A 19,327-nucleotide genomic window follows, 5' to 3' on the forward strand; every position below is an offset into this window, starting at 1 on the left:
ATCTCAGGCAGGCCTGAGATGCCGCGCCCCGTTAGTCGCGCTAGCCGCGCCCACTGGTGTTCCATCCGGGGGCGCTCCAAAGGGCCGGGTTGAAGCGAAGTGCTGCCCATAAAGCGAGCGACCGTACGGCCTACTTCTCGGATGTGCTCTCGATCAGCTTCACCAGCTCGCGCTTCTGCTGCTTGCTGAGCGAGCCCCAGCGTAGGAGCAACTTGGCCAGCAGATCATCATCGGTGTACAGCAACGCGGCGGGGATCCCCAACGCTTGAGCCAACCGCTCAGCGGTCTCCAGCTTCGGCTCGTGCTTGCCACGCTCGTACTGGTTGATTCGGGGGCTGGCCACGTGAGGATCCAGACCGGCCCGGATGCCCAACTCCTTCTGCGACAAGCCCGTGTGCAGGCGGGCTTGTTTGAGGCGTCGAGCGAAGGTCGGTGTTGAGTCGACTGACAAAGTCACGCGCGCACCCCATGGAGACCCCATAAGGATGGCGGATGTACCCTGCCTTGCATACTAAGATATTCTTAGCTTTGAGGCAACCGGCGACCCCGGTAGCGCTGCCATCGCCAGGAGCCACGCCGCTCCCTCACCCCCGGAACCCGCATGCCCGGAACCTCGTCAATGACGCCATCTGGGGTCGCCAGCATCGAGGCGTTGGGGCTTCGTGGCACCCTTTTCCTTGCCGCGCTGCTGGCCGCGCAGCTACGACGCATACCGGTGGCGCCCACACGCCGCTCCACCTTGCTGGTGCTGGACGCCTTGCGAGACTTGGCCCTGATCCAAGTTCCCTGGCCAGCGGATCGATGGCAGATCCGACCCGATGCCGAGGTCACGCCCATCGAAGATCTGCAATGGGCTTTCGCCTGGTCTACCCACGAGCGCAGGCACCTGCTCCCGGTGCTGGAAGACCAACTCGGTGATATGGCACACGATGTAGAACTGGCGGACGCAAAACTAGAGCTGTGGGATGAACTTGCACTCTGGGAGACCGAGCAGTTTCTAGAGCAGCAATTGCTCAAACATCACTTCGACCCAGGCTGGGCACGTGATGTGGGGTTCGTGTTTCAATCCGGACCGCGGGGTCTGCCGATCGCGCAGTGGCGCTATTGTTGCTGGGCGGTACGCCAAGGCGCGTCGGTGGCAATGCGTCTTGGCGTGCACGACAGCGCCCATGTGCGCGAGGCCATCTTTCAAGAGGTCAAGAAGCGCTTGCGCTACCTGATGACCAGTTCGCCCCAGCAAGGCATGTTCAAGCCCTACCATCTGGCACCGGAGTCCTCAGTAGCCAAGCTGTTCGTAGACTGGGTCGTACCTATGGAATGGGCGTACTGGACTGGGGAGCGCTATCCCGGCCGCTAGCAGGCAAACGAGTAGCCTCGTTAGTCCGCTCCCCCACCCTGCGTACTGCTGCGCCGGGTTCTCTTCACCGTATTTTGTGCCGGCGTCAGTTGATTCAGCAGGGGCTCCAGCGCTTCAAGACGCGCGTTGGCACGCAACGCATCGGCTTCAGCGCTCTGGCGGCGCTCACGCTCCTGCGCAAGGGTGTCTTGGACTTGAGCTAGCTCGCTGCGCAGGGCATCCAAGGCCTTGACGTCAGTCTTCCAGCGCTCCTGCAGTGCCATGTGGTCCGTTGCGGTCTGGCGCAACGCCACGATCTCGCTGTGTTGGCCTTCGTGGACCTGCCTCAACTGGACAAGCTCACGCTCAATCCGCCCATGGCGCTCCAGCCATTGGCCATTGTCGCGGTTAAGCACCAACAGCTCCTGATTCTTCGCGCCCAAGGCTTCATTGGCCTGACGTAAGGCTACTTGCAGCTCTTGGATCTGATGCTCGTGACGGCGAAGCTCTTGCTCGCGCTGCTCTTTGGTTGAAGCGCGGTAGTGCTCGAGCGCTTCCCGGGCGTGGGCATGCTTGTCCTCCAGAGAACGCGTATGCGCCTCGTAATCAGCCAGCCGCACCGTCATGCCGGCGATGCGCTCATTCAACTGGGCGATTTCCGCGACCTTGTCGCGCAGATTCTGCTGAAGTAGGGCGTGAGCGGCTTGCTCTTGCGTCAAGCTGGTCTCAGTGCGCTGCAGCTGACTGCCCAGGGCAGCGGCTTCCTGTTGGGCGGTGGAAAGCGCTTGTTGCTGACGCTGGAGTTCGGCCCCATGGCGTTCTCGCTCCCTGGTGAGGATCGCTTCTGCCTCCTCTTGAAGTCGCGCAGCCAGGCGCGCGACCAAGTCTTGCAAGGCCTCACTCACGGCCACCGCACGTGACGGACCGCCGCCCTCCTCCTCTTCCAGTTCACGCAAGTAGCGATGGATCGTGGTCTTGGAGCCCGTGTTGCCCAGAGCCACCCGAACCGCGTCCACGGAAGGCTTCTTGCCTTGGGCCAGCAGCGCGTCACGCGCTTTCTGGACATCCCCTTTGTAGAGTCCTGCGCGCGCCATGATGCTGTTCTCCAATTATTTCGTAATGTATTACATACCATGTAATTACATACTAATAAAGAGTGCAGGCGGCCGTTCGGCGGCGGCTTTGCTCAGGCGGGATAATGTTGAATTATCCCGCCTGATCATTTTATTCGAGTGGGACGGAGGGAAATTCGGTACGAAATACCGATTTCGAGGTGCGGCTGCACATGGCGCGAGAGCGTGGGACCTCAAGCGGCCCGAGAGAACGCACACGCGTTTCCCCTCGCCTGCAGTTGGACGGCATTGCGGCTTTAGGAGACGGCGGGTTCGCATGGAAGGCGCCCTACTTCTCCGGCGCGGTTATCGTCTCGTGGGCCCCGCACAGGGGCTACCAGGGTTGGCTCGGACTAAGCGGAATGGCGATGACCCCGCGGATAGGCCATGGCTTTTGCGCCGATTGCGGCATTGCTCGAACCCGAAACCGTCACGGGTGGTATCTTCGCTATGTCGCGCGCCAGTTGCGTTCAGTGCATGAACTTCCTGCAGTCGAACCCTCTTGAAGTCGCCACGCGGCCATCCTCTTTCGCGCCTGTTGATCTTCACAGTGGGGAACGAATGCGTGTCACAGTGCCCGAAAAGATTTCAATGCCGTTCTGGAACATCCGGACTTCGTTGCCTCGTCGCTTGACTCCGAAGCACTCGTTCTGGCCGGCGGGACGTACCCATGCGTAGCACAGGCAAGGGCCCTTGACCTTCCATGTGCCATTGAACCTTTCGCCCATATCCACGCCGATGACCGATCCGTCGCGACGGAACTGATTGGTGTAATGCACGCCGTCGCTAAGCTCATGATCGGAGAAAAGTGACTGCAGATCCTTGCCTTGGACAGTACGCCAACCTGCGTCCTCGGCAAGGACGATGCCGGGAAGCATGGAGGCCATGAGCCATCCAGACGCGACGATCACCTTCATTCACCGCCTCCTTTCGAGTGAAGCGACTGCCTCTTCCCACATTTGCGGAGTTCGGCGTGCATGGATGTCCCGGCTCATCATGCAACATGCGGGATGATGGTCACCGCGCCCGGCCGGAAGGATCGACAGCTTGACGCGCGATCCCAAGTTCGATGGGCCTTTTCGTTGCGACATGGCGATCTCGACGTTAGCGTACGTACTTGATTGTGACAGCGGTCTTCGCGTCCGAAGCAACCTGCGCCGGCGCTGATTCCAGATCACCGACATGCGCGTTCGCAACGCCAATTCGCGACGCCGCGGCTCCGTGCGTTACTTCACGTGAGAGCTTTTCACGAAGGGGCGTCCACCGCTTACAGCACCGCACTCACTCGACTGGATTCGTCTCTGCGTCGTGCTCCGCGACTTCCGCCAGCGAGAGCCGCTCGTCACCATTGAAATCCACGCCTGCGAAGTGCTGGCTCAGCGAGTGTTCCATAGGCAATTCCTCCGGCCTGAGGTACCCATCGCGGTTGGAGTCCAAGTCGGCGAACTTAGCTCGGATATCTTCCAGGTCGCAACGTTGCTTCAGCATGCCGACTCCGCGCGAACTGAAGTCGGCTGCATCGCCCCAGGCGGCCAGTTCAATGCACGTCGTAGGAGCTGAATTCGCTGGCCGCGACACCGTTCCTTCATCCTGCAAACTGCTGGAGCGGACCTCCGGAGTGGACACGAGCAGAACAAGTGCGAGGAGCAGAAACGTAGGCTTTTGGTCAATTTTCATTGCAGCTTCTCCAGAAAGTGCGTGTGCGGATATACCTCGGTTCCGGCAGTCGCCGGCGTGATGATGACCAGGCGCTGTTTCGTCGCCCAACGCAACCGGTTCAGTGGCCAAGTGCCTGCGACACCCAGCCCCACAGTGCGGCGCCTGCAATCACCGCCGGAATCACCAGCCGCGCCTTGCTGGCGAATAAGATGCTCAGGACGATCGCAAATAGGATCAGAGCCTCCAGGCCCGTCAGGCTTACGCGCAGAAGGGCCAGCGTCGTTCCCGCAATCAGGCCGACCACGCCTGCGGTCACGCCCTCCAAAAAAAGCCGCACGCGTGGCTGATGCACTATGCGTTCCAAGGCATCGTGACCCAAAAGCGTGAAGGCGAAGGCCGGCAGGAAGATGCCCACGGTCATCACCACTGCGCCCCACGGCCCGCCGCCGAGGTAGCCCACGAAGGTCGAAAAGATGATCAGCGGCGCCGGCAGCAATCCCGACAAAGCCAGGCCGTCAAGGAACTGCGCATTGCTCATCCACGCGCCCTGGGTTACGGCATCGCGCTGCAGGAATGGAATGACGGTATAGGCGCCACCGAACGTCAACAGGCCGGCCTTCAACCCGGACCAGAACAGCAGCAGCAGCGGTACCGTCGCCTGCACGACGGCGGTGCTCTCTGCGCCCACATGACTCAGCGCGTCTAGTCCGGCCAGGCCGCCGTTGCGCACTGCGAACACGACGGTCCCGGCGGCCGCCACTCCGATCACGCCCAGCGCGGCGATGCCGAGGCGGTGGCGTGCCATCAGGTAGATGATCCCGCCCACAGCGAGGATCAGCGCGAAGTGCACACCGGCCAACTGCGCACCTGTCGCCAGGATCGCGATCGCCCAGAGCCAGCGATCGGTGACGACGTGGCCGCCGATGCGAAACACGGCGCGCACGATCAGCGCCGCCACCGCCACCTGGACCGCCGCGAAGATGGCCAGCACGCCGTCGGCCTTCAACCCGAAGCGCACGTACGCCCACGATAGCGCGAACATCAGCACGAACCCCGGGAGCATGAAGCCCAAGCCCGCCAGCACACCGCCCCAGCGGCCGCGCGACAGCATCCCGAAATACACGCACAACTCGTGCGCCTCTGGGCCCGGCAGGATCTGATAGACGGCCAGCACCCGGTTGAACTGGGCGCTGCTGATCCAGCGCTCTTGCTCCACCAATTCATGCCGGATCATGCCGATCTGGGCGACCGGGCCACCCCAGGCTAATGCGCCGAAGCGTAGGAACCGCAGGAACAGCCGCAGCCACGGTTCTTGCGGTACCACGTAGGTGGGCGCGTCGTTGGTCTCGCTCGCGGCCACAGGGTTGGTGACTGTGCTCATGGGGCTCCCGTGGTCGTTGTTTGCGTCAGGTCGTGCATCGGATCACCGCGCCGCGGATTTGACTTGGGCACTTTGGGCATCCAGCACACGGCGAAACCCTTGGGCCAGCCCGGCCGCAGGCCCCTTGCCCCAGAAGTGGACGAAATAGAACGCCGGCTGCTCGCCCACCATGTGGTTGTGCAGCGCCACGACGTGGAAGTCTGCCTGGCGCAGTGCACGCAGCACCGGCTGGACTTCGTCGGCGGTCATGATCACGTCGCCGGTGACGGCAGCAAGCCGATCCGACCCGGTGAAGGCCGCCCAGGTCGTCAGGCCCATCGATCCGCCTACCGGCCGGCCGTGCATGCGTCCCTCCCGGCCGATCGTCACCTTCACCACGTCGCCAGTGATTTCCGGTGGATGCCCGATGGCCTTGGAGATGGCAGCGGCATCAATCTTTCCCGGTGTGGGCACGGGACCGCCGAAGCCAGTGGCCGGCTGCGGGCGCTGCGCGCGCACGGCCTTGATGGCGTCCCACACCTCTTTGACGCTGCCGGCCAATCGCACCGGATCGCCGTGACCGCCGATGTGCATGAAGTACACCTTCGGAGAATCGAAGAAGAAATGGTTGTGGAGCCCGGTCACATCGAGGCCGGCCTTGAACGCTGCGTCCATCGCCGCATCGACCTCATCCTCGAAGACGACGGTGTCACCCATCAGCATCGCGTTCTCGTCCGCCGGCATGAACGCGGCCCACGAGCCGAGCCCTGCGGGCGGCGGCAGCCGCATGCCGTCCACGGTCACCGCCACGTCGTCGCGGCTCCACCCGATGCGAACCACCCCGTCCGGTTGCACCTTCGCGACTGCGCCGCTGGCCTCGCCAATCCGGGCGGAGTCGATCTCGGCCGCGTGAACGCTGGCCCAGCCCCAAAGCAGCGACAGCGTGAGGGCCCGCAGGGCACGATGAGCGATGGCGTTCATGACTACTCCTTACATTTACATCGACAAAAAAGATGAAGGGGCACTTGCGCTCGCGACGACAGCGTCTCAATCTGACGGGCGAACTTGGGGTCAGGCAGCGGAAGGCCTGCAGCAAGCCTCCAGTCGCTGCGCCACGGTGTCCCATTGGATGTTCTGGAAGAACGCATCCACGTACTTGGCGGCCGCGGCGCCGTAGTCCATCTGGTAGGAGTGCTCGTACATGTCCATCACCAGGATGGGCAGCGTGGCCGCCGGGCCGTGAGCGTGATCGGCCATCCAGTAGTTCTCGAGCTGGCGGGTGTGGGTGTTGAAGCCGAGTACCACCCAGCCCGAGCCGCCGCCCAGCCCGGTGCCCATCCGGCGGAATTCGGTTTCCCATGCATCGAAGCTGCCGAAGGCTTCGGCCAGGGCCTTGCGACTGCCGGCATCGGCCTGGCCGCTGCCGCCCAGGTTGTCGAAGTAGTACTCGTGCAGCACCACCGAGCCGGTGCGCAGCAGGTGCTCCCGCTTGAGTTCGTTGTAGAGGTACGGCGGCATGTCCGGTGCGGCGAGCGCCTCGGCAAGGTGCTTCTTCGTCACGGCCAGCGCCTTGACCGAGCCGCCGTAGTTGTTCTCCCAATGCGAGCGGATCAGGCGTTCGGACAATCCTTTCAGTTTGGACGGGTCGAACGGCAGCGGCTTGAGCGTGGGGGTGCTGACGGGTGCAAGTGTGGAGGTGGACATGGCGGTGGTCTCCGAAGTCGGAACGGCATGGGCGGCCTTGGCGGCTCCCAGCGCGAGGGGGGCCGCAGCGGCCAGGCTCAGAACGTGGCGGCGTTGCGTGTCGATTGGTGAAGTCATGGTCATCTCGGTGATCACCGGAGCTTGAGGAGAAAGGTGCGGCCCATGCAGTGCGCGCATTGCTGCATCGCGAGCGCGCTTCGATTGAGTGGGAGGCGATTCACGCGGTGCTCCCGTTGCTGCGGAAACTGGCCAGCAGCCCGTCGAACACGGCGCAGGCGCGTTCCAGCAACTGGTCGTCATCGGCCACGGTGTCGCGCAATCCCGCCAGAACGCTTTCCACGCCCGACGCTTCCGGCGGCGGTGCGCCGCCCACGTCGAGGTAATGCACCAGCAGGCCCACGCGTGCGATCGGGCCTTGTTCCAGGCCGAAGCTGGCGGCGAGCACCTCGAAGGTGACGCGGTGGGCGACGTGGCTGAAGGTGGCGCCGTCGAAGTCGAAGCCCAACGCCTCCGGCGGACAGTCAGCCGGGTGGGTGAGCCACAGAATGCGGGCCTCGGGATCGATGAAGCGGCGGATCAACCAAGCGCTGGCCAGCCGATCCACCCACGGACGTCGCCGCGTGGCCCACAGGCGGCCTTGGTAATCGGCGGTGCGCAGCCGCTGGATCGTACCGGCCACAAAGCGCGGCTCGTCTGGCGCCTGCAGGCGGGCACAGGCCATTTCCAGCTCGGCCAGCGTGTCCTCGACCTGCCGCCGCGCTTCGCCCGGGAAGAAGTCGATCGCAGTGATCGACTCGAAGGTCCTGCGCAACTTGCGCGAGTGCTTCAACGCCTCTGACGGCGTAGTGTCGGGCAGGCTTTCACGAAGCCGCGTGGCATCGGCCAGCAGCTCGGTGTAGTCCCGGCTGCGGTCGAACAGGGCTACGTAGGGCGCCTCGTCGGTGGCCTGGGCGGTCAGCAGATGGGTAGCACCGCCACCCCCGGTCACATCGACCGCCACCGCTTCGAGCACGGCACGGTGCTCCGCCGCCGCTGGCAGCACGTAAACACCGTCCCGCAGGGCCGCAGCACCCGCCGCCTTGAGCGAGCGCCAAGCCCGCTGGCGCACCGTGGCATTCTCGGTGGGCAAGGAAAGAACCATGATGAGCCAATTCATTGGTAGAGTATCCTACATGAATGATGTAATTACTACGTCAAAATTAAGCAAGGCAATCGCGCGTGCCGTCGGCGGAGGTCGCAGATGACAGTGGAGCGCTATCTGGAGGCCGCCAACCGCGAAAACACGCAGCGCAGCTATGCTTCGGCACTGCGACATTTCGAGGTCGAATGGGGCGGGCACCTGCCGGCCACGCCGGACAGCGTGGCCCGCTATCTGGCTGATCACGCGGGCGAACTTTCCACCAACACGCTTCGGCACCGGCTTGCGGCCCTGGCAGGCTGGCACCACGAACACGGCTTTGTCGATCCGACCCGGGCTCCGCTGGTGCGCAAGGTGCTCAAAGGCATACAGACCCTGCATCCGTCGGTAGAAAAGCAGGCCGAGCCGCTGCAACTGACCCGACTGGCACAGGTGGACGATTGGCTTGGCGCCGCGATCGCCGCCGCACGCGAGCGCGGCGATCATGCGGACGAACTGCGTCATCGCCGCGATCGCTCGCTGATCCTTCTGGGCTTCTGGCGCGGCTTCCGTGGCGACGAGTTGATCCGGGTGCAGGTCGAGCACCTGCGCCTGGTCACCGGTGAGGGGATGACCTGTTTTCTCCCGCGCAGCAAGGGCGACCGGCAGGCACAGGGCAACACGTACAAGGTGCCGGCGCTGTCGCGGCTGTGCCCCGTGACGACCACGTGGGAGTGGATCGACGCCGCCGGGCTGACCGAGGGGCCACTGTTCCGTGCTGTTGATCGCTGGGGCCACGTTGCGGACGAGGCGCTACACCCCAACAGCCTGATTCCGCTGCTGCGCCGGTTGCTGACGTGCGCTGGGCTGCCTGATGCCGACGAGTACAGCAGCCACTCGTTGCGCCGCGGCTTCGCCGGCTGGGCCAATGCCAACGGCTGGGACGTGAAGGCATTGATGGAATACGTCGGCTGGCGCGATGTGCACTCGGCGATGCGCTACATCGATGGCGGCGATCCGTTCGCCCGCCAGCGGATCGAAGCGAGCTTGCCGGGAACGCCAACGCTGCTTGGGCCTACCTGAGGATACCGAATGGCGTCGATTGAACGGACCGCATACCCGCAATTCAAGCGCAACCCCGTCGTACGCGAACTGGTTGCGGCCTACACGCCGACCGACGCCGAACTGGCCTTTGTTGCCGAGAGTACCCGGCAGCCCGCGCACCGCCTGACATTGGCGATCCTGATCAAGACCTTCCAACGGCTGGGATATTTCCCTGCGTTGGACGAAGTGCCGCCGGCAGTGGTCCGCCATATCCGCGGCGCGCTGAAACTGAGGGTGCAGGTCAAGCCGGCGGTCCTCGCCAACGCCTCGCGCTATCGCTATTACCGCCGGATCCGCCAGTTCCTGCAAGTCCGGGCTTACAGCGATGGCGGCCTGAAGATCGCGGCACGGGCGGTATACGAAGCCGCCGCAGTCATGGACAACCCGGCGGACCTCATCAACGTGGCTATCGAACAGCTCGTGCGCGATCGCGTCGAGCTGCCGGCGTTTTCCACCCTAGACCGCTTGACGCGGCGCATTCGCACGCTGGTCAACGGTCGCTATTTCGCCCAGATCGAAGCGCGGCTGACCGTCGACGAAAAGCAGCGCCTTGAAGGTCTCCTGCAGGTCGAAGAGGGGCGCAAGAAGAGCCCGCTGCACGCGATCAAGCGCCTGCCCAAGCGCGCTTCGCTGCAGCACTTCCAGGAACTGATCGACCACATCGCCGAACTGGGCGAGTTGGTCGGCAGCGAGTTGCACCTCGCTGGCATTCCGGAAATCAAGCGCAGACACTTCGCCGCAGAGGCACGGGCGCTGGATGCCTCCGAGTTGCGCAAGTTTCGTCCCGCCAAGCGCTACGCCGTACTGGTGTGCCTGATCCACCGGGCCCGCGTCCAGACCCGTGACGATCTCGCGGAGATGTTCATCAAACGCATGGGCAATATCCACAATCGCGGCCGCGAGGAGCTTGAGCGGTTGCGGGCACGCTACCGCGAGAAGACCGAAGCGATCGTGGCGACGATGTCGGACGTGGTTCGCGTCCTTGACCATCATCCCGGCGACACTGAGGCGGGCCGGGAAATCCGGCGCCTGGTCAACGCCCACGGCGGCGTGCAGACCCTCCAGGCCGACTGCAATGCCATCGCGGCGCACAGTGGTGACAACCATTTGCCGCTGCTGTGGCCGTTCTACAAGAGCCATCGTGCCACCATCCTGCGGATGGTGCGCATGCTGGATCTGGCCTCGACCACGGAGGATCGCTCGCTCATCGATGCGATCGAGCTGATCCTGACGCAGGAACGGGCCCGCGGCGATTGGCTGGATGAACCGGTCGATCTGGCGTTCACTACCCAACTCTGGCGCAAGAGCATCGTCCATCGCACCGAACAGGGCGAGGAGCGCATCCACCGGCGCCTGTTCGAGGTCTGCGTGTTCTCGTCGCTGGCCAACGAACTGAAATCGGGCGACGTGGCCGTGCGCGGATCGGAAACCTACGCCGACTACCGCGAGCAGTTGCTGCCGTGGGAGCAATGCGAGCCCATGCTGGAGGACTACTGCGGCCAGGTCGGCCTGCCGGCAACGGCCGTGGGCTTCGTCAATGCGCTGCAATCACGCCTGATGCAGGTCGCCGAGCTGACCGATCAGGGCTATCTGGAGAACGGCCAGGTCGTCATCGGCGAGGACGGTATCCCTGTGCTCAAGCGCAGCAAGGCCAAGGAGATGAGCAGCGGCGCCCGTGCCCTGGAGACCGCGATTCTCGACCGCCTGCGCGAACGCAGCGTCATCGAAATCCTGTGCGACGTGGCTCACTGGACACGCTGGACCCGACACTTCGGGCCGTTGTCCGGCTCGGACACCAAGATCGAACAGCCAACCGAACGCTACGTCCTCACCGCCTTCACCTACGGCTGCAACCTCGGGCCGGCCCAGGCCGCCCGGCACCTGCGCGGCGCCGTCTCGGCACACATGCTGTCGTTCGTCAACCGCCGGCACGTGGACGCCAACAAGCTGGCGGCGGCCTGCCGCGACATCATCAACAGCTACGCTGGCCTGCAGCTCCCCAAATTCTGGGGCGACGGCAAGAGCGCCGCCGCCGACGGCACCAAGTACGACCTCTACGACCAGAACTTGCTGGCGTCGTACCACATCCGCTATGGCGGTTACGGCGGCATCGCTTACCACCACGTCTCCGACACCTACGTGGCGTTGTTCAGCCACTTCATCCCGTGCGGCGTCTGGGAGGCGGTCTACATCATCGACGGCCTACTGAAGAACACCTCCGACATCCAGCCCGACACCGTCCATGCCGACACGCAGGGGCAGTCGCTGCCGGTGTTCGGGCTCTCGCACCTGCTGGGCATCCAGCTGATGCCGCGCATCCGCAACTGGCGCGAGTACAAGTTCTTCCGCCCGGACGAGGACATCCGCTACGAGCACATCGAGCCGTTGTTCCGCGACACGGTCGACTGGGACCTGATCGAGACCCACTGGAAGGACCTGATGCAGGTCGTGCTCTCGATCAAGACCGGCAAGATCGCGGCCTCGACGCTGCTGCGCAAACTGGGCAACTACAGCCGCAAGAACCGTCTGTACCAGGCCTTCAAGGCGCTCGGTGCGGCCGTGCGCACCTTGTTCCTGTTGCAGTACATCTCCAACCGCGAGCTGCGCGAGCAGATCACCGCCTCGACCAACAAGGTGGAGGCCTACAACGGCTTCGCGAAGTATTTCTTCTTCGGCGGGGAAGGGGTGATTGCCGACAACGACCCTGTCGAGCAGGAGAAGGCCGTCAAATACAACGATCTGGTCTCCAATGCTGTCATCTTCTACAACGTGGTCGAGCAGACCCGGATCATGAAGTCGCTGATACGACAGGGGTGGAAGATCACCCGGGAGGACGTGGCTTCGCTCAGCCCGTACGTGACCAGCCACGTGAAGCGGTTCGGCGACTACCTGATCGATGTAGAGGCGATTCCGGAACCGTATGAGATCGAACTGGCGTTGGCGGCATAGTCTTGGCGCCAGAAAATATTCTCTAACCAGCTGATTCAATGGATAAAAACGGATCTTGTGAGCGATTTTTACACGTATGTCGGCTGAACCCCATATAGAGAAATATCCCGAATGTGCAGTTAACGAATTCTTGCGGTTTCTTTCAGCGCCGCCAATACCGCCAGCCCGTCGCGCAAGGGGCGCGGCTCGTGTGTGCGGATGAAGTCAGCTCCACCTGCGGCGGCGGCAAGCTCTGCAGCGAGTGTCGCGGCCCCGACATCCCCCGGACCACGGCCTGTGAGCGCGCGCAGAAAGGATTTGCGCGAAACAGACAGAAGCACCGGCAAATCGAAGCGCAGCCGCAATTCATCGAACCGCGCCAGCACCGAGAGCGAGGTTTCGGGAGCAGCCCCCAGAAAAAACCCCATGCCGGGATCAAGGACAAGGCGGTTGCGTTTGATACCGGCACCCGTCAGCGCCGCGATGCGCGCGTCAAAGAACGCCGCAATGTGATCCATGATGTCGCCAGCGGGTGCCTCGCGCCGATCTGCCTGCCCGTCTTGCACCGAATGCATAACGACGAGTTTGGCAGATGATTTCGCCAATTGCGGATAGAACGCAGCGTCTGGAAAACCGCGAATATCATTGAGATAGGCCACACCACGCGACAAGGCATAGGCTTGCGTCGCGGGTTGATAACTGTCGAGCGAGACGGGAATGCCATCTGCCTTGAGCGCGTCCAGCACCGGCGCGATACGCGCGATTTCTGTGTCGGACGAAACAGGCGCGGCGTCGGGATTGCTGGATGCCGGACCGAGGTCGATCACATCTGCCCCCTCGGCCATCAGCTTACGCGCCTGCGCAATGGCTGCGTCTGGCGCCAGATACCGGCCTCCATCGGAGAAACTGTCCGAGGTTATGTTGACGATGCCGAAAATGATGAGCGATTTATTCATGGGGGCTTCTATAATAATAATAATCGAGCATGAGTCTCATACGGATGCTCGGGTCGAAAGGGAATCCCCAGGCGAGTAACCTGTTTGCGGTGATCCATTAGCTGCAGGAGCAGAAGAGCATACATCTGGAAGCAAAGCCAGGAAAGCGGCCTATGGAGCTGTGCGGCAGCGCTCAGTAGGCAATTTTTCAAAATATTGTTAAGCCTTTTCTGAGCATGGTATTTTTCATGGTATTACCAATTAGCAGGAAAATAAGCCATTGAATATAAAAGATAAAAATGTCTTGTTTACAATAGAGTGGGATACAGACACGCTTGATATGTTTGGAGATCAGCCATGACAGATCCACTCAAAGCCCTTTTCGGCAAGCCTGATTACTCCCATATCGTAAGGGACACCACGGCCACTATCAGCATCACAGCCGCTGAAATGGCCGCTGTTTTGGAGGCTTACGACAGGGGTATAGACACGCTGGACGGCACCACCAGAACGGCGCTGGATTCCGTTATATCGAAACTCAAGGACGAGGTATGGCCATGAGCATGTATTACATCAAGACAGGTCTGGAGTACTGGAAACCCAAGGGCTACGGGTACACCAAGAGCCGCGAGGAGGCGGGGGTTTTCACCCTCAAGGACATGGAAGAATTGAACCTCGATGGCTGCACCCTGGAACGCGCCGAAGTGGCGTTCCTGGACGAGGACGGCCCCAGTCCCGACCTACCCCACCGCGTCACCCTGCCCCGCGATTGAGCGGGGCGCTGGAGGGTTTCAAAGGGGCACCCTTTGGCACGGGATATGTGTCAAAAACGGAGTTTTTGTAAACATATCCGACGTGCCTGTAAATCCGCGCGATTACTGCCAGCCCTTACACCCCGGTTGCTTAGGGTTGGTTGAAAGTGGTTTAGGGTTGGTTGAAAAGGGTTAACGGCCCCTGCTGCGGTCGCTGCGCTCCCGTTCCCGCTTGGCCTTGAATCGCTCTTTGATCTGCTGGGCGCGCTCCTGCTTCTCCTGCTCGTTCTCCTGCCGCAATTTCACCGCCTGCCGGATCAGTCCCGCTACCTGATCCTTGGATAGCCCCTTAAACGGCTCCTGAAGGGCCTGTAAGCGTTTTTGCTGCTGGGCTAGGGTTTCCCTTAGCTCCTTGGCTCTTCGCTCGTTCTGGGCGCTTACAGCGGCTTTCTCGGCCATCGGCTGCACAGACCCCATTATTTTGGCGTTCAACCTTTGCGCCACCCCTTCGACCGTCTCCACGGCTCCGAACACCTTCTCGGCCAGTGACACCCCCTTGACCTTCTGGGGTTTCAGCTCGTCAGGCGTCAGGTGTGGCACGTCTCGGCCTGCCTGCTGGATCGCCCCATAGTGGGTTTTAACTCGCTGGTGTGTGGCCCTGCTGCCCTCGATGCCCCGTTCAAGCCCCAGATCGGCCACCCGTTCGGCGTAGCTGGTCTGGTCCTGGCTCATCTTGATCGAACTGGCGTTGGCGGCATAGTCTTGGCGCCAGAAAATATTCTCTAACCAGCTGATTCAATGGATAAAAACGGATCTTGTGAGCGATTTTTACACGTATGTCGGCTGAACCCCCGTTAGACATTAGCCGAGTCATTCCGATGGAACCCGGGTGCTGTGGAAAAAGTGGATGCGCCACTCGCCGCCTTCTTTCCGAAGTACTGCCGACTCTAGCCAGCTCAGCTGCGTCAGGTCGGTCGCACTTTTGAGTGAGCCTTGATTTACATAGGTGACCAACGCAGTGCTTCCATCAACGCGAACCTCAGGCTCGGTGACCTTCCACTCATAGATCTTCCCGGCGGCGTGAGCTTGCTTAACAAGCTGCAATAAGGCATTCCCATCAAACCGCTTGCCTACATCAAAGGCGTAAAAGTCCGCGGAGGTGACGGAGTTGAACAAGGCCGCATCGTCATTCGTCAAGGCGACGAACATCTGTCGAACTGCTTCAACTGCCTTGTCTTGGTCGTTGGCCGCTGACGAAGCCTGTGCCGGGGCGCTAACGCCTATGGTCGATATCAGCAAAGCCATGGCCGCTATTCGGGAAAATCTTGCGAAGATCATTGCAGTCACCTCATGGTGTCCAACGTCCCAAGCGCCAGCGTCGTGTGACGGGCCATCGCCGCCGTCAGTAGCGCATCGTATCGCCAACCACCTCTGCGATTTCGCTGGATCTTAGGGCCGAGAGGGGCCACTAACAAGCAGGCGCACGCCCGCCCCTTGATCGCGCCAGCATGCCCGTCAATGGCTTCGGAACGTGCCCGCTTGTCTGGCCCTGCGATCCATCAAGCCGCTGGCACATCAAAGGGCTCTAACGCTGGCAAGACATCGTCGAATTCCTGATGCAGTGTGGCCATAAAGGCCGAGACGTCAGGATCCAGCGTGATCTCGACCAGAACGATCAAGGTCAGGAATGAAAGTGCATTGGAGTTCTTCTGCATGTCGATCAGCAGGCTGATCGGATAGCCATCACGATTGCGCGCAAAAGGATGGATGCCGCCGTGCACAAACGAATTCAATCCATCCCCCAACCGCGAACGCGCTTTGGCGAGCAAGGCCGCCGCGCCGCGCGGCCCACGCTCTTCCAGTCGCGCCAGCATCTCGGGAACGGCGGGCAGCTTCTTGGCGGCCTGCTGACTTTGGGCGCTCAGAGGCGCGATCAGGCGATCCAGATCGGATGGGCTTGCCGCATGCTTGGCCCATACGGCCCGTACCAGGCTTTCGAACTGGGGGCGAATCAGGGCAATGGCCGACGCCGGGAACGCACCTAGGAGTGACTGGGTCGCCACGGCATGCTCAATGGCCAGTGAGCACAGGCCTTCAGCAGCATGTGAGGACGGATCATTCGGCCGCTCCACCGATTGCCAGGCCGAGATAATTTGGGCGGTTAGCTCGCCCGACCGCTGGATGAGCTGTTGAAGATCAGCCTTGACAGGCTCGGCATCGGCTGAATCAGGGATCATTCGAAAATACTGCAGTCTTCAAGCCTGAGGTTCGTAGGATGACTCTCGTCAGCATTAAGCTGGAAGCCTATCGGCAGGTCGCTCCGTCATGACCAACCGAAACTTTTCTATTCTCTCGCATGAGACGCTGACATCTTCGTCCACCAAAGCGGAGCAGGAACAACTTAGATAGCTGGAGTTGCAGCCGGCGCATGTGCAAGCTCTTACATAGACAGATGTAACTGCGGATAGTTGGCCGACGTCGAGCGCTTCAGCAACCAACACCTCCTCAGGGGGCAGCCTGATTGAGACAGTATTTTTCTCGTCTATCAGTAGCAAGCTCGGGTCAATGTAGGGTCTATCTAGCCTGAAAGTCCCATCGAGCCGGAACAAGTCGGATACTTCCGATGCGAGTCCAGTGTTATCGAAATTCTGTTTTAGGTAGTCATAGCTCGACGTGCACCAGATGCCAATCTGGTCCAATGACGCAGGAAATGCCTCCAGATTGGTAGCGGCGTTAGCTAGCGGGCCTGCAAATCCAGCGAAAGCAAATCTGATGGTTACTTCGCCGTAGTCAATTCCCACATTCGCCGTAATAAAGCGCTTTTCGCCCCGTGAGTTGAATCGTTCGCAGATCTTGCTGAGCGCAGACTTCCAAGTGTTAGCCGCAGTAGCTGCACTTGCACCGCTGAAGATCACAAGCGGATGGTTGATATCCATGTCTTCAATGGCCACATGGACAATGTCTGGTGATAGAAGAATCTGATGACCAAGCTCCCTCTGGGTGAGCTTCACAAGGTCAAGCGCAGAAAGTTCAATCGTCTTGATGGATATCCCATTGTCGTTGACGCCTATCCCTGGAACTAGACCGCAAGCGGGTACGTCCGGGTATTCATCGGAATAGTGATAAGAAACGGCAATCTGCACGCTGTTCCGCTCTGCAATTTCCAAGGGCATCAGGTCGCTACGTGGCGCTTGCAGTTCTGGCTCTTGAGTGCCCGCCATCGCGTCTTGAGGGGGCGCACTGAGATATTCGCCTGGCAGTGGGTTGCCCCTATAAAAATCGCAAACAAGCTCCCTCCACGTTGCTAGCTCCAGTGGACCGTCCACGCGCCACAGCTTGACATAGTGACTCTTCTTGCCTGCCTTGGAGATATCTGTATCGATCCTCTCCAGGTACTGCTCCGTATCGTAGACTCGAATTGCACCATCAAGATGGTTTGGCAAGCCAGTGCCATCGTCGATGATGGAGTGCGCGTATCGGCAGCCATAAGCATCAGCGCCAATGCCAAGCGACTCTTGATCTAACAACTCCTCGCACTCGAAAGATCGCGTTCCATTCTGTGTGTGCCAGAAAAATTCGGTTCTATCTACGCAATGGAAAAAGCGCTCGCGTTCTGAGGCCTTGTGCACAGACACGCCAACCGGGATGGAGGTCAAGTCATCATCGAACTTGGGACCTCGCCAGTACTCCAGCTCGATGGGTGTCAAGTAGCTGGAGGCTAATCCAAGCGAATCTGGATCGAGCGCGATTTTGACGACAAGTTCTGAATTTTTCTTCAGTTCTATGAACTTGCGTAGGAAAGCCTCATTCGTGTTGTTTATCTGAGAGAGTGAGCGACGGAAGTAGCGATGAGCGAAGACCACCAACTCGCCTATCTTAAAAACGCCAGGAGCGATCGCATCGAGTTCGCTGATGTTGATCAGGCTGCGCTTGTCCGCGTCATTCGTTGGGAAGAGATCTGGGAACTGACGCTTTGCAATCCCGGCGTCGATGACGGTGACGCATTCCCTTCTCATCATCCAGGAGTTCACTGAGGGTGCTTCTTTCAGAAGTGCGAGCAAGGCCGCTTTCTCATCTGGATCTACTTCCAGAATTTTTCTGGCGAAGAATCGACGAGCGAATAGTTCGGCGTGTACGACGTCATCGTCTGTAGTAGCCAGGCATATCTCACCCCTAAGAAGCGCCCGGCTTGCGTGGAGCTGCAAGCCAATGGGACGTGATACTCCTAGTAGTCTGTGATAATCGTGGCTGACGAACATGGGCGTCCCCTCCCATGCCTGTTCAAGGGCACCCGCTAGTGCCTGGACTCCGATTGAGTAGCCATAGCGGTTGATTTCATCACTGCTAAAAGTTGCGAGTCGCACGTCCATAGTCGTCAGGTCCTATTCCCTTCGCTCACCACGGCGAGAGCTCTGTGGTGAATTTAGTTTGTTCCGCGGAGATCGGCTAGTCGCCGTTTACAGCCTCTCGCTAGCCCGCTGCACCGCGACGACATCAATGACCCCTTCTTGCGAGGGGAGGCTGATTGGGGTCGATAGTCATACTCTTCGGCTTGCGTAACAATGTCTGCTCTTTAGTGTGGAGATGACCGCTGATGTCTTACAAATCCATCCTCATCGCGCTTGGATTCAGCCTGCTACTGTCAGTAGGCCAAGCGGTGGCGCAGACACCCAATCGCGCGGCCTCCCTGGCGCCTGCCGGCGCGCCTTCCCTGGGGCCAGTAACGGCGCCGGTCACAATCGTGGAGTTCTTCGACCCGGCCTGCGAGTCCTGCCGCGCGATGTATCCCCACGTGAAGCAACTGCTGGCTGCCTATCCCAAGGACGTGCGTCTGGTGATCCGCTACGTGCCCTTCCATGGGCAGGTCTCCAAGGAAGCGATTGGTGTGCTGGAAGCGGCCCGGGAACAGAAGAAGTTTGAGCCGGTGCTGGAGACCTTGATGCGAAACCAGCCTGTCTGGGCCAGCCATGGCGCGTCGGACCCGAAGAAGGTGTGGGAGTTCGCCGTCGCCGCGGGCCTGGACCGTGTACGCGCAGAGCGCTATCTGGCGACCGGGGCCGTCGAGACCCTGATCAAGCGCGAAGTGGCCGCCGTGGAAGCGGCCGACATTCGCGGCACGCCGACATTCTTCGTCAACGGCAAGCTGCTTTCCGAACTGGGGCCTCAGCAACTGAGCGCGCTCGTGGCAGCCGAACTCCAGCGCACCCGAAAGAAGCCCTGACCTTGGCGCGGCCTGCCGACGTATTCGGCAGGCCGTGACGACGTGGAGAAGGATCTCGACGTGGCACTGCCGCGACCGTGAGGTCATCAGCTTGAGGCT

The 19,327-nt window shown here is 61.0% G+C and carries 18 protein-coding genes and 1 pseudogene; 6 read left to right on the forward strand and 13 right to left on the reverse strand.

The window, feature by feature from the left end; translation table 11 throughout:
- Positions 1-130: 130 nt before the first annotated feature.
- Positions 131-481 carry a helix-turn-helix domain-containing protein gene (locus AC04MD_RS18370; RefSeq protein WP_046934799.1) on the reverse strand — a complete coding sequence of 117 codons (351 nt, stop codon included), beginning with the start codon at positions 479-481 and terminating at the stop codon, positions 131-133.
- Positions 482-601: 120 nt separating this feature from the next.
- Between AC04MD_RS18370 and AC04MD_RS18375 the strand changes: the two genes are divergently transcribed.
- A complete protein-coding gene (locus AC04MD_RS18375) occupies positions 602-1,357 on the forward strand; it encodes a hypothetical protein (RefSeq protein ID WP_475498673.1) in 756 nt (251 codons plus the stop codon).
- Positions 1,358-1,377: 20 nt separating this feature from the next.
- On the opposite strand, the gene AC04MD_RS18380 is transcribed toward AC04MD_RS18375, so the two are convergent.
- From AC04MD_RS18380 to AC04MD_RS18410, 7 genes are all read right to left on the reverse strand, one after another.
- Entirely contained in the window at positions 1,378-2,430 is a 1,053-nt protein-coding gene (locus AC04MD_RS18380) for a DNA-binding protein (protein WP_054668669.1), read from the reverse strand.
- Between the two features lie 563 nt (positions 2,431-2,993).
- Positions 2,994-3,365 carry a hypothetical protein gene (locus tag AC04MD_RS18385; RefSeq protein ID WP_021201848.1) on the reverse strand — a complete coding sequence of 124 codons (372 nt, stop codon included), beginning with the start codon at positions 3,363-3,365 and terminating at the stop codon, positions 2,994-2,996.
- Between the two features lie 364 nt (positions 3,366-3,729).
- On the reverse strand, positions 3,730-4,125 hold the full coding sequence (locus tag AC04MD_RS18390; protein ID WP_021201847.1) for an EF-hand domain-containing protein: 396 nt from the start codon (positions 4,123-4,125) through the stop codon (positions 3,730-3,732).
- Between the two features lie 100 nt (positions 4,126-4,225).
- Positions 4,226-5,488 (reverse strand): chromate efflux transporter, encoded by a 1,263-nt coding sequence (gene chrA, locus AC04MD_RS18395; RefSeq protein ID WP_080241902.1) that lies wholly within the window; start codon positions 5,486-5,488, stop codon positions 4,226-4,228.
- Between the two features lie 42 nt (positions 5,489-5,530).
- Positions 5,531-6,448, reverse strand: coding sequence for a DUF1259 domain-containing protein (locus tag AC04MD_RS18400; protein ID WP_021201845.1), 918 nt, complete (start codon positions 6,446-6,448; stop codon positions 5,531-5,533).
- Between the two features lie 90 nt (positions 6,449-6,538).
- On the reverse strand, positions 6,539-7,171 hold the full coding sequence (locus AC04MD_RS18405) for a superoxide dismutase (protein ID WP_100322981.1): 633 nt from the start codon (positions 7,169-7,171) through the stop codon (positions 6,539-6,541).
- Positions 7,172-7,388: 217 nt separating this feature from the next.
- Positions 7,389-8,327 carry a chromate resistance protein ChrB domain-containing protein gene (locus AC04MD_RS18410; RefSeq protein ID WP_031269114.1) on the reverse strand — a complete coding sequence of 313 codons (939 nt, stop codon included), beginning with the start codon at positions 8,325-8,327 and terminating at the stop codon, positions 7,389-7,391.
- Between the two features lie 84 nt (positions 8,328-8,411).
- On the opposite strand from AC04MD_RS18410, the pseudogene AC04MD_RS18415 reads away from it, so the two are divergent.
- Together AC04MD_RS18415 and AC04MD_RS18420 are read left to right on the forward strand one after the other, a co-directional pair.
- Positions 8,412-9,365 (forward strand): annotated as a pseudogene (locus tag AC04MD_RS18415) (site-specific integrase); the annotation flags it as partial.
- A 15-nt stretch (positions 9,366-9,380) separates the two neighbouring features.
- Positions 9,381-12,341: a Tn3 family transposase gene (locus AC04MD_RS18420; RefSeq protein ID WP_021201841.1), complete on the forward strand. Its 2,961-nt coding sequence runs from the start codon at positions 9,381-9,383 to the stop codon at positions 12,339-12,341.
- A 119-nt stretch (positions 12,342-12,460) separates the two neighbouring features.
- On the opposite strand, the gene sul2 is transcribed toward AC04MD_RS18420, so the two are convergent.
- Complete coding sequence (sul2, locus tag AC04MD_RS18425; RefSeq protein ID WP_001043260.1) at positions 12,461-13,276, reverse strand: sulfonamide-resistant dihydropteroate synthase Sul2; 816 nt, start codon at positions 13,274-13,276, stop codon at positions 12,461-12,463.
- A 336-nt stretch (positions 13,277-13,612) separates the two neighbouring features.
- Between sul2 and AC04MD_RS18430 the strand changes: the two genes are divergently transcribed.
- Both AC04MD_RS18430 and AC04MD_RS18435 read left to right on the forward strand, forming a co-directional pair.
- Positions 13,613-13,816, forward strand: a complete 204-nt coding sequence (locus AC04MD_RS18430) for a hypothetical protein (RefSeq protein WP_000131876.1) — start codon at positions 13,613-13,615, stop codon at positions 13,814-13,816.
- Positions 13,813-14,028, forward strand: coding sequence for a hypothetical protein (locus tag AC04MD_RS18435; RefSeq protein ID WP_129545979.1), 216 nt, complete (start codon positions 13,813-13,815; stop codon positions 14,026-14,028). The genes AC04MD_RS18430 and AC04MD_RS18435 overlap by 4 nt, the downstream gene beginning before the upstream one ends.
- 171 nt (positions 14,029-14,199) lie before the next feature.
- Here the strand turns inward: AC04MD_RS18435 and AC04MD_RS18440 are convergent, their stop codons facing one another.
- The 4 genes from AC04MD_RS18440 to AC04MD_RS18455 form a co-directional block, all read right to left on the reverse strand.
- A complete protein-coding gene (locus AC04MD_RS18440; protein WP_475498674.1) occupies positions 14,200-14,739 on the reverse strand; it encodes a hypothetical protein in 540 nt (179 codons plus the stop codon).
- Between the two features lie 138 nt (positions 14,740-14,877).
- Complete coding sequence (locus AC04MD_RS18445) at positions 14,878-15,312, reverse strand: nuclear transport factor 2 family protein (protein WP_271249854.1); 435 nt, start codon at positions 15,310-15,312, stop codon at positions 14,878-14,880.
- A 254-nt stretch (positions 15,313-15,566) separates the two neighbouring features.
- The gene (locus AC04MD_RS18450; protein ID WP_271249855.1) at positions 15,567-16,244 is read right to left on the reverse strand and encodes a DUF6988 family protein; all 678 of its coding nucleotides are present in this window, start codon (positions 16,242-16,244) and stop codon (positions 15,567-15,569) included.
- Between the two features lie 54 nt (positions 16,245-16,298).
- A complete protein-coding gene (locus tag AC04MD_RS18455) occupies positions 16,299-18,377 on the reverse strand; it encodes a hypothetical protein (RefSeq protein WP_475498675.1) in 2,079 nt (692 codons plus the stop codon).
- Positions 18,378-18,601: 224 nt separating this feature from the next.
- Here AC04MD_RS18455 and AC04MD_RS18460 point away from each other — a divergent pair, with 224 nt between their 5' ends.
- A complete protein-coding gene (locus AC04MD_RS18460) occupies positions 18,602-19,228 on the forward strand; it encodes a DsbA family protein (RefSeq protein ID WP_271249857.1) in 627 nt (208 codons plus the stop codon).
- Positions 19,229-19,327 lie beyond the last annotated feature (99 nt).

It is taken from the genome of Pseudoxanthomonas sp. LjRoot206, from assembly GCF_056175725.1.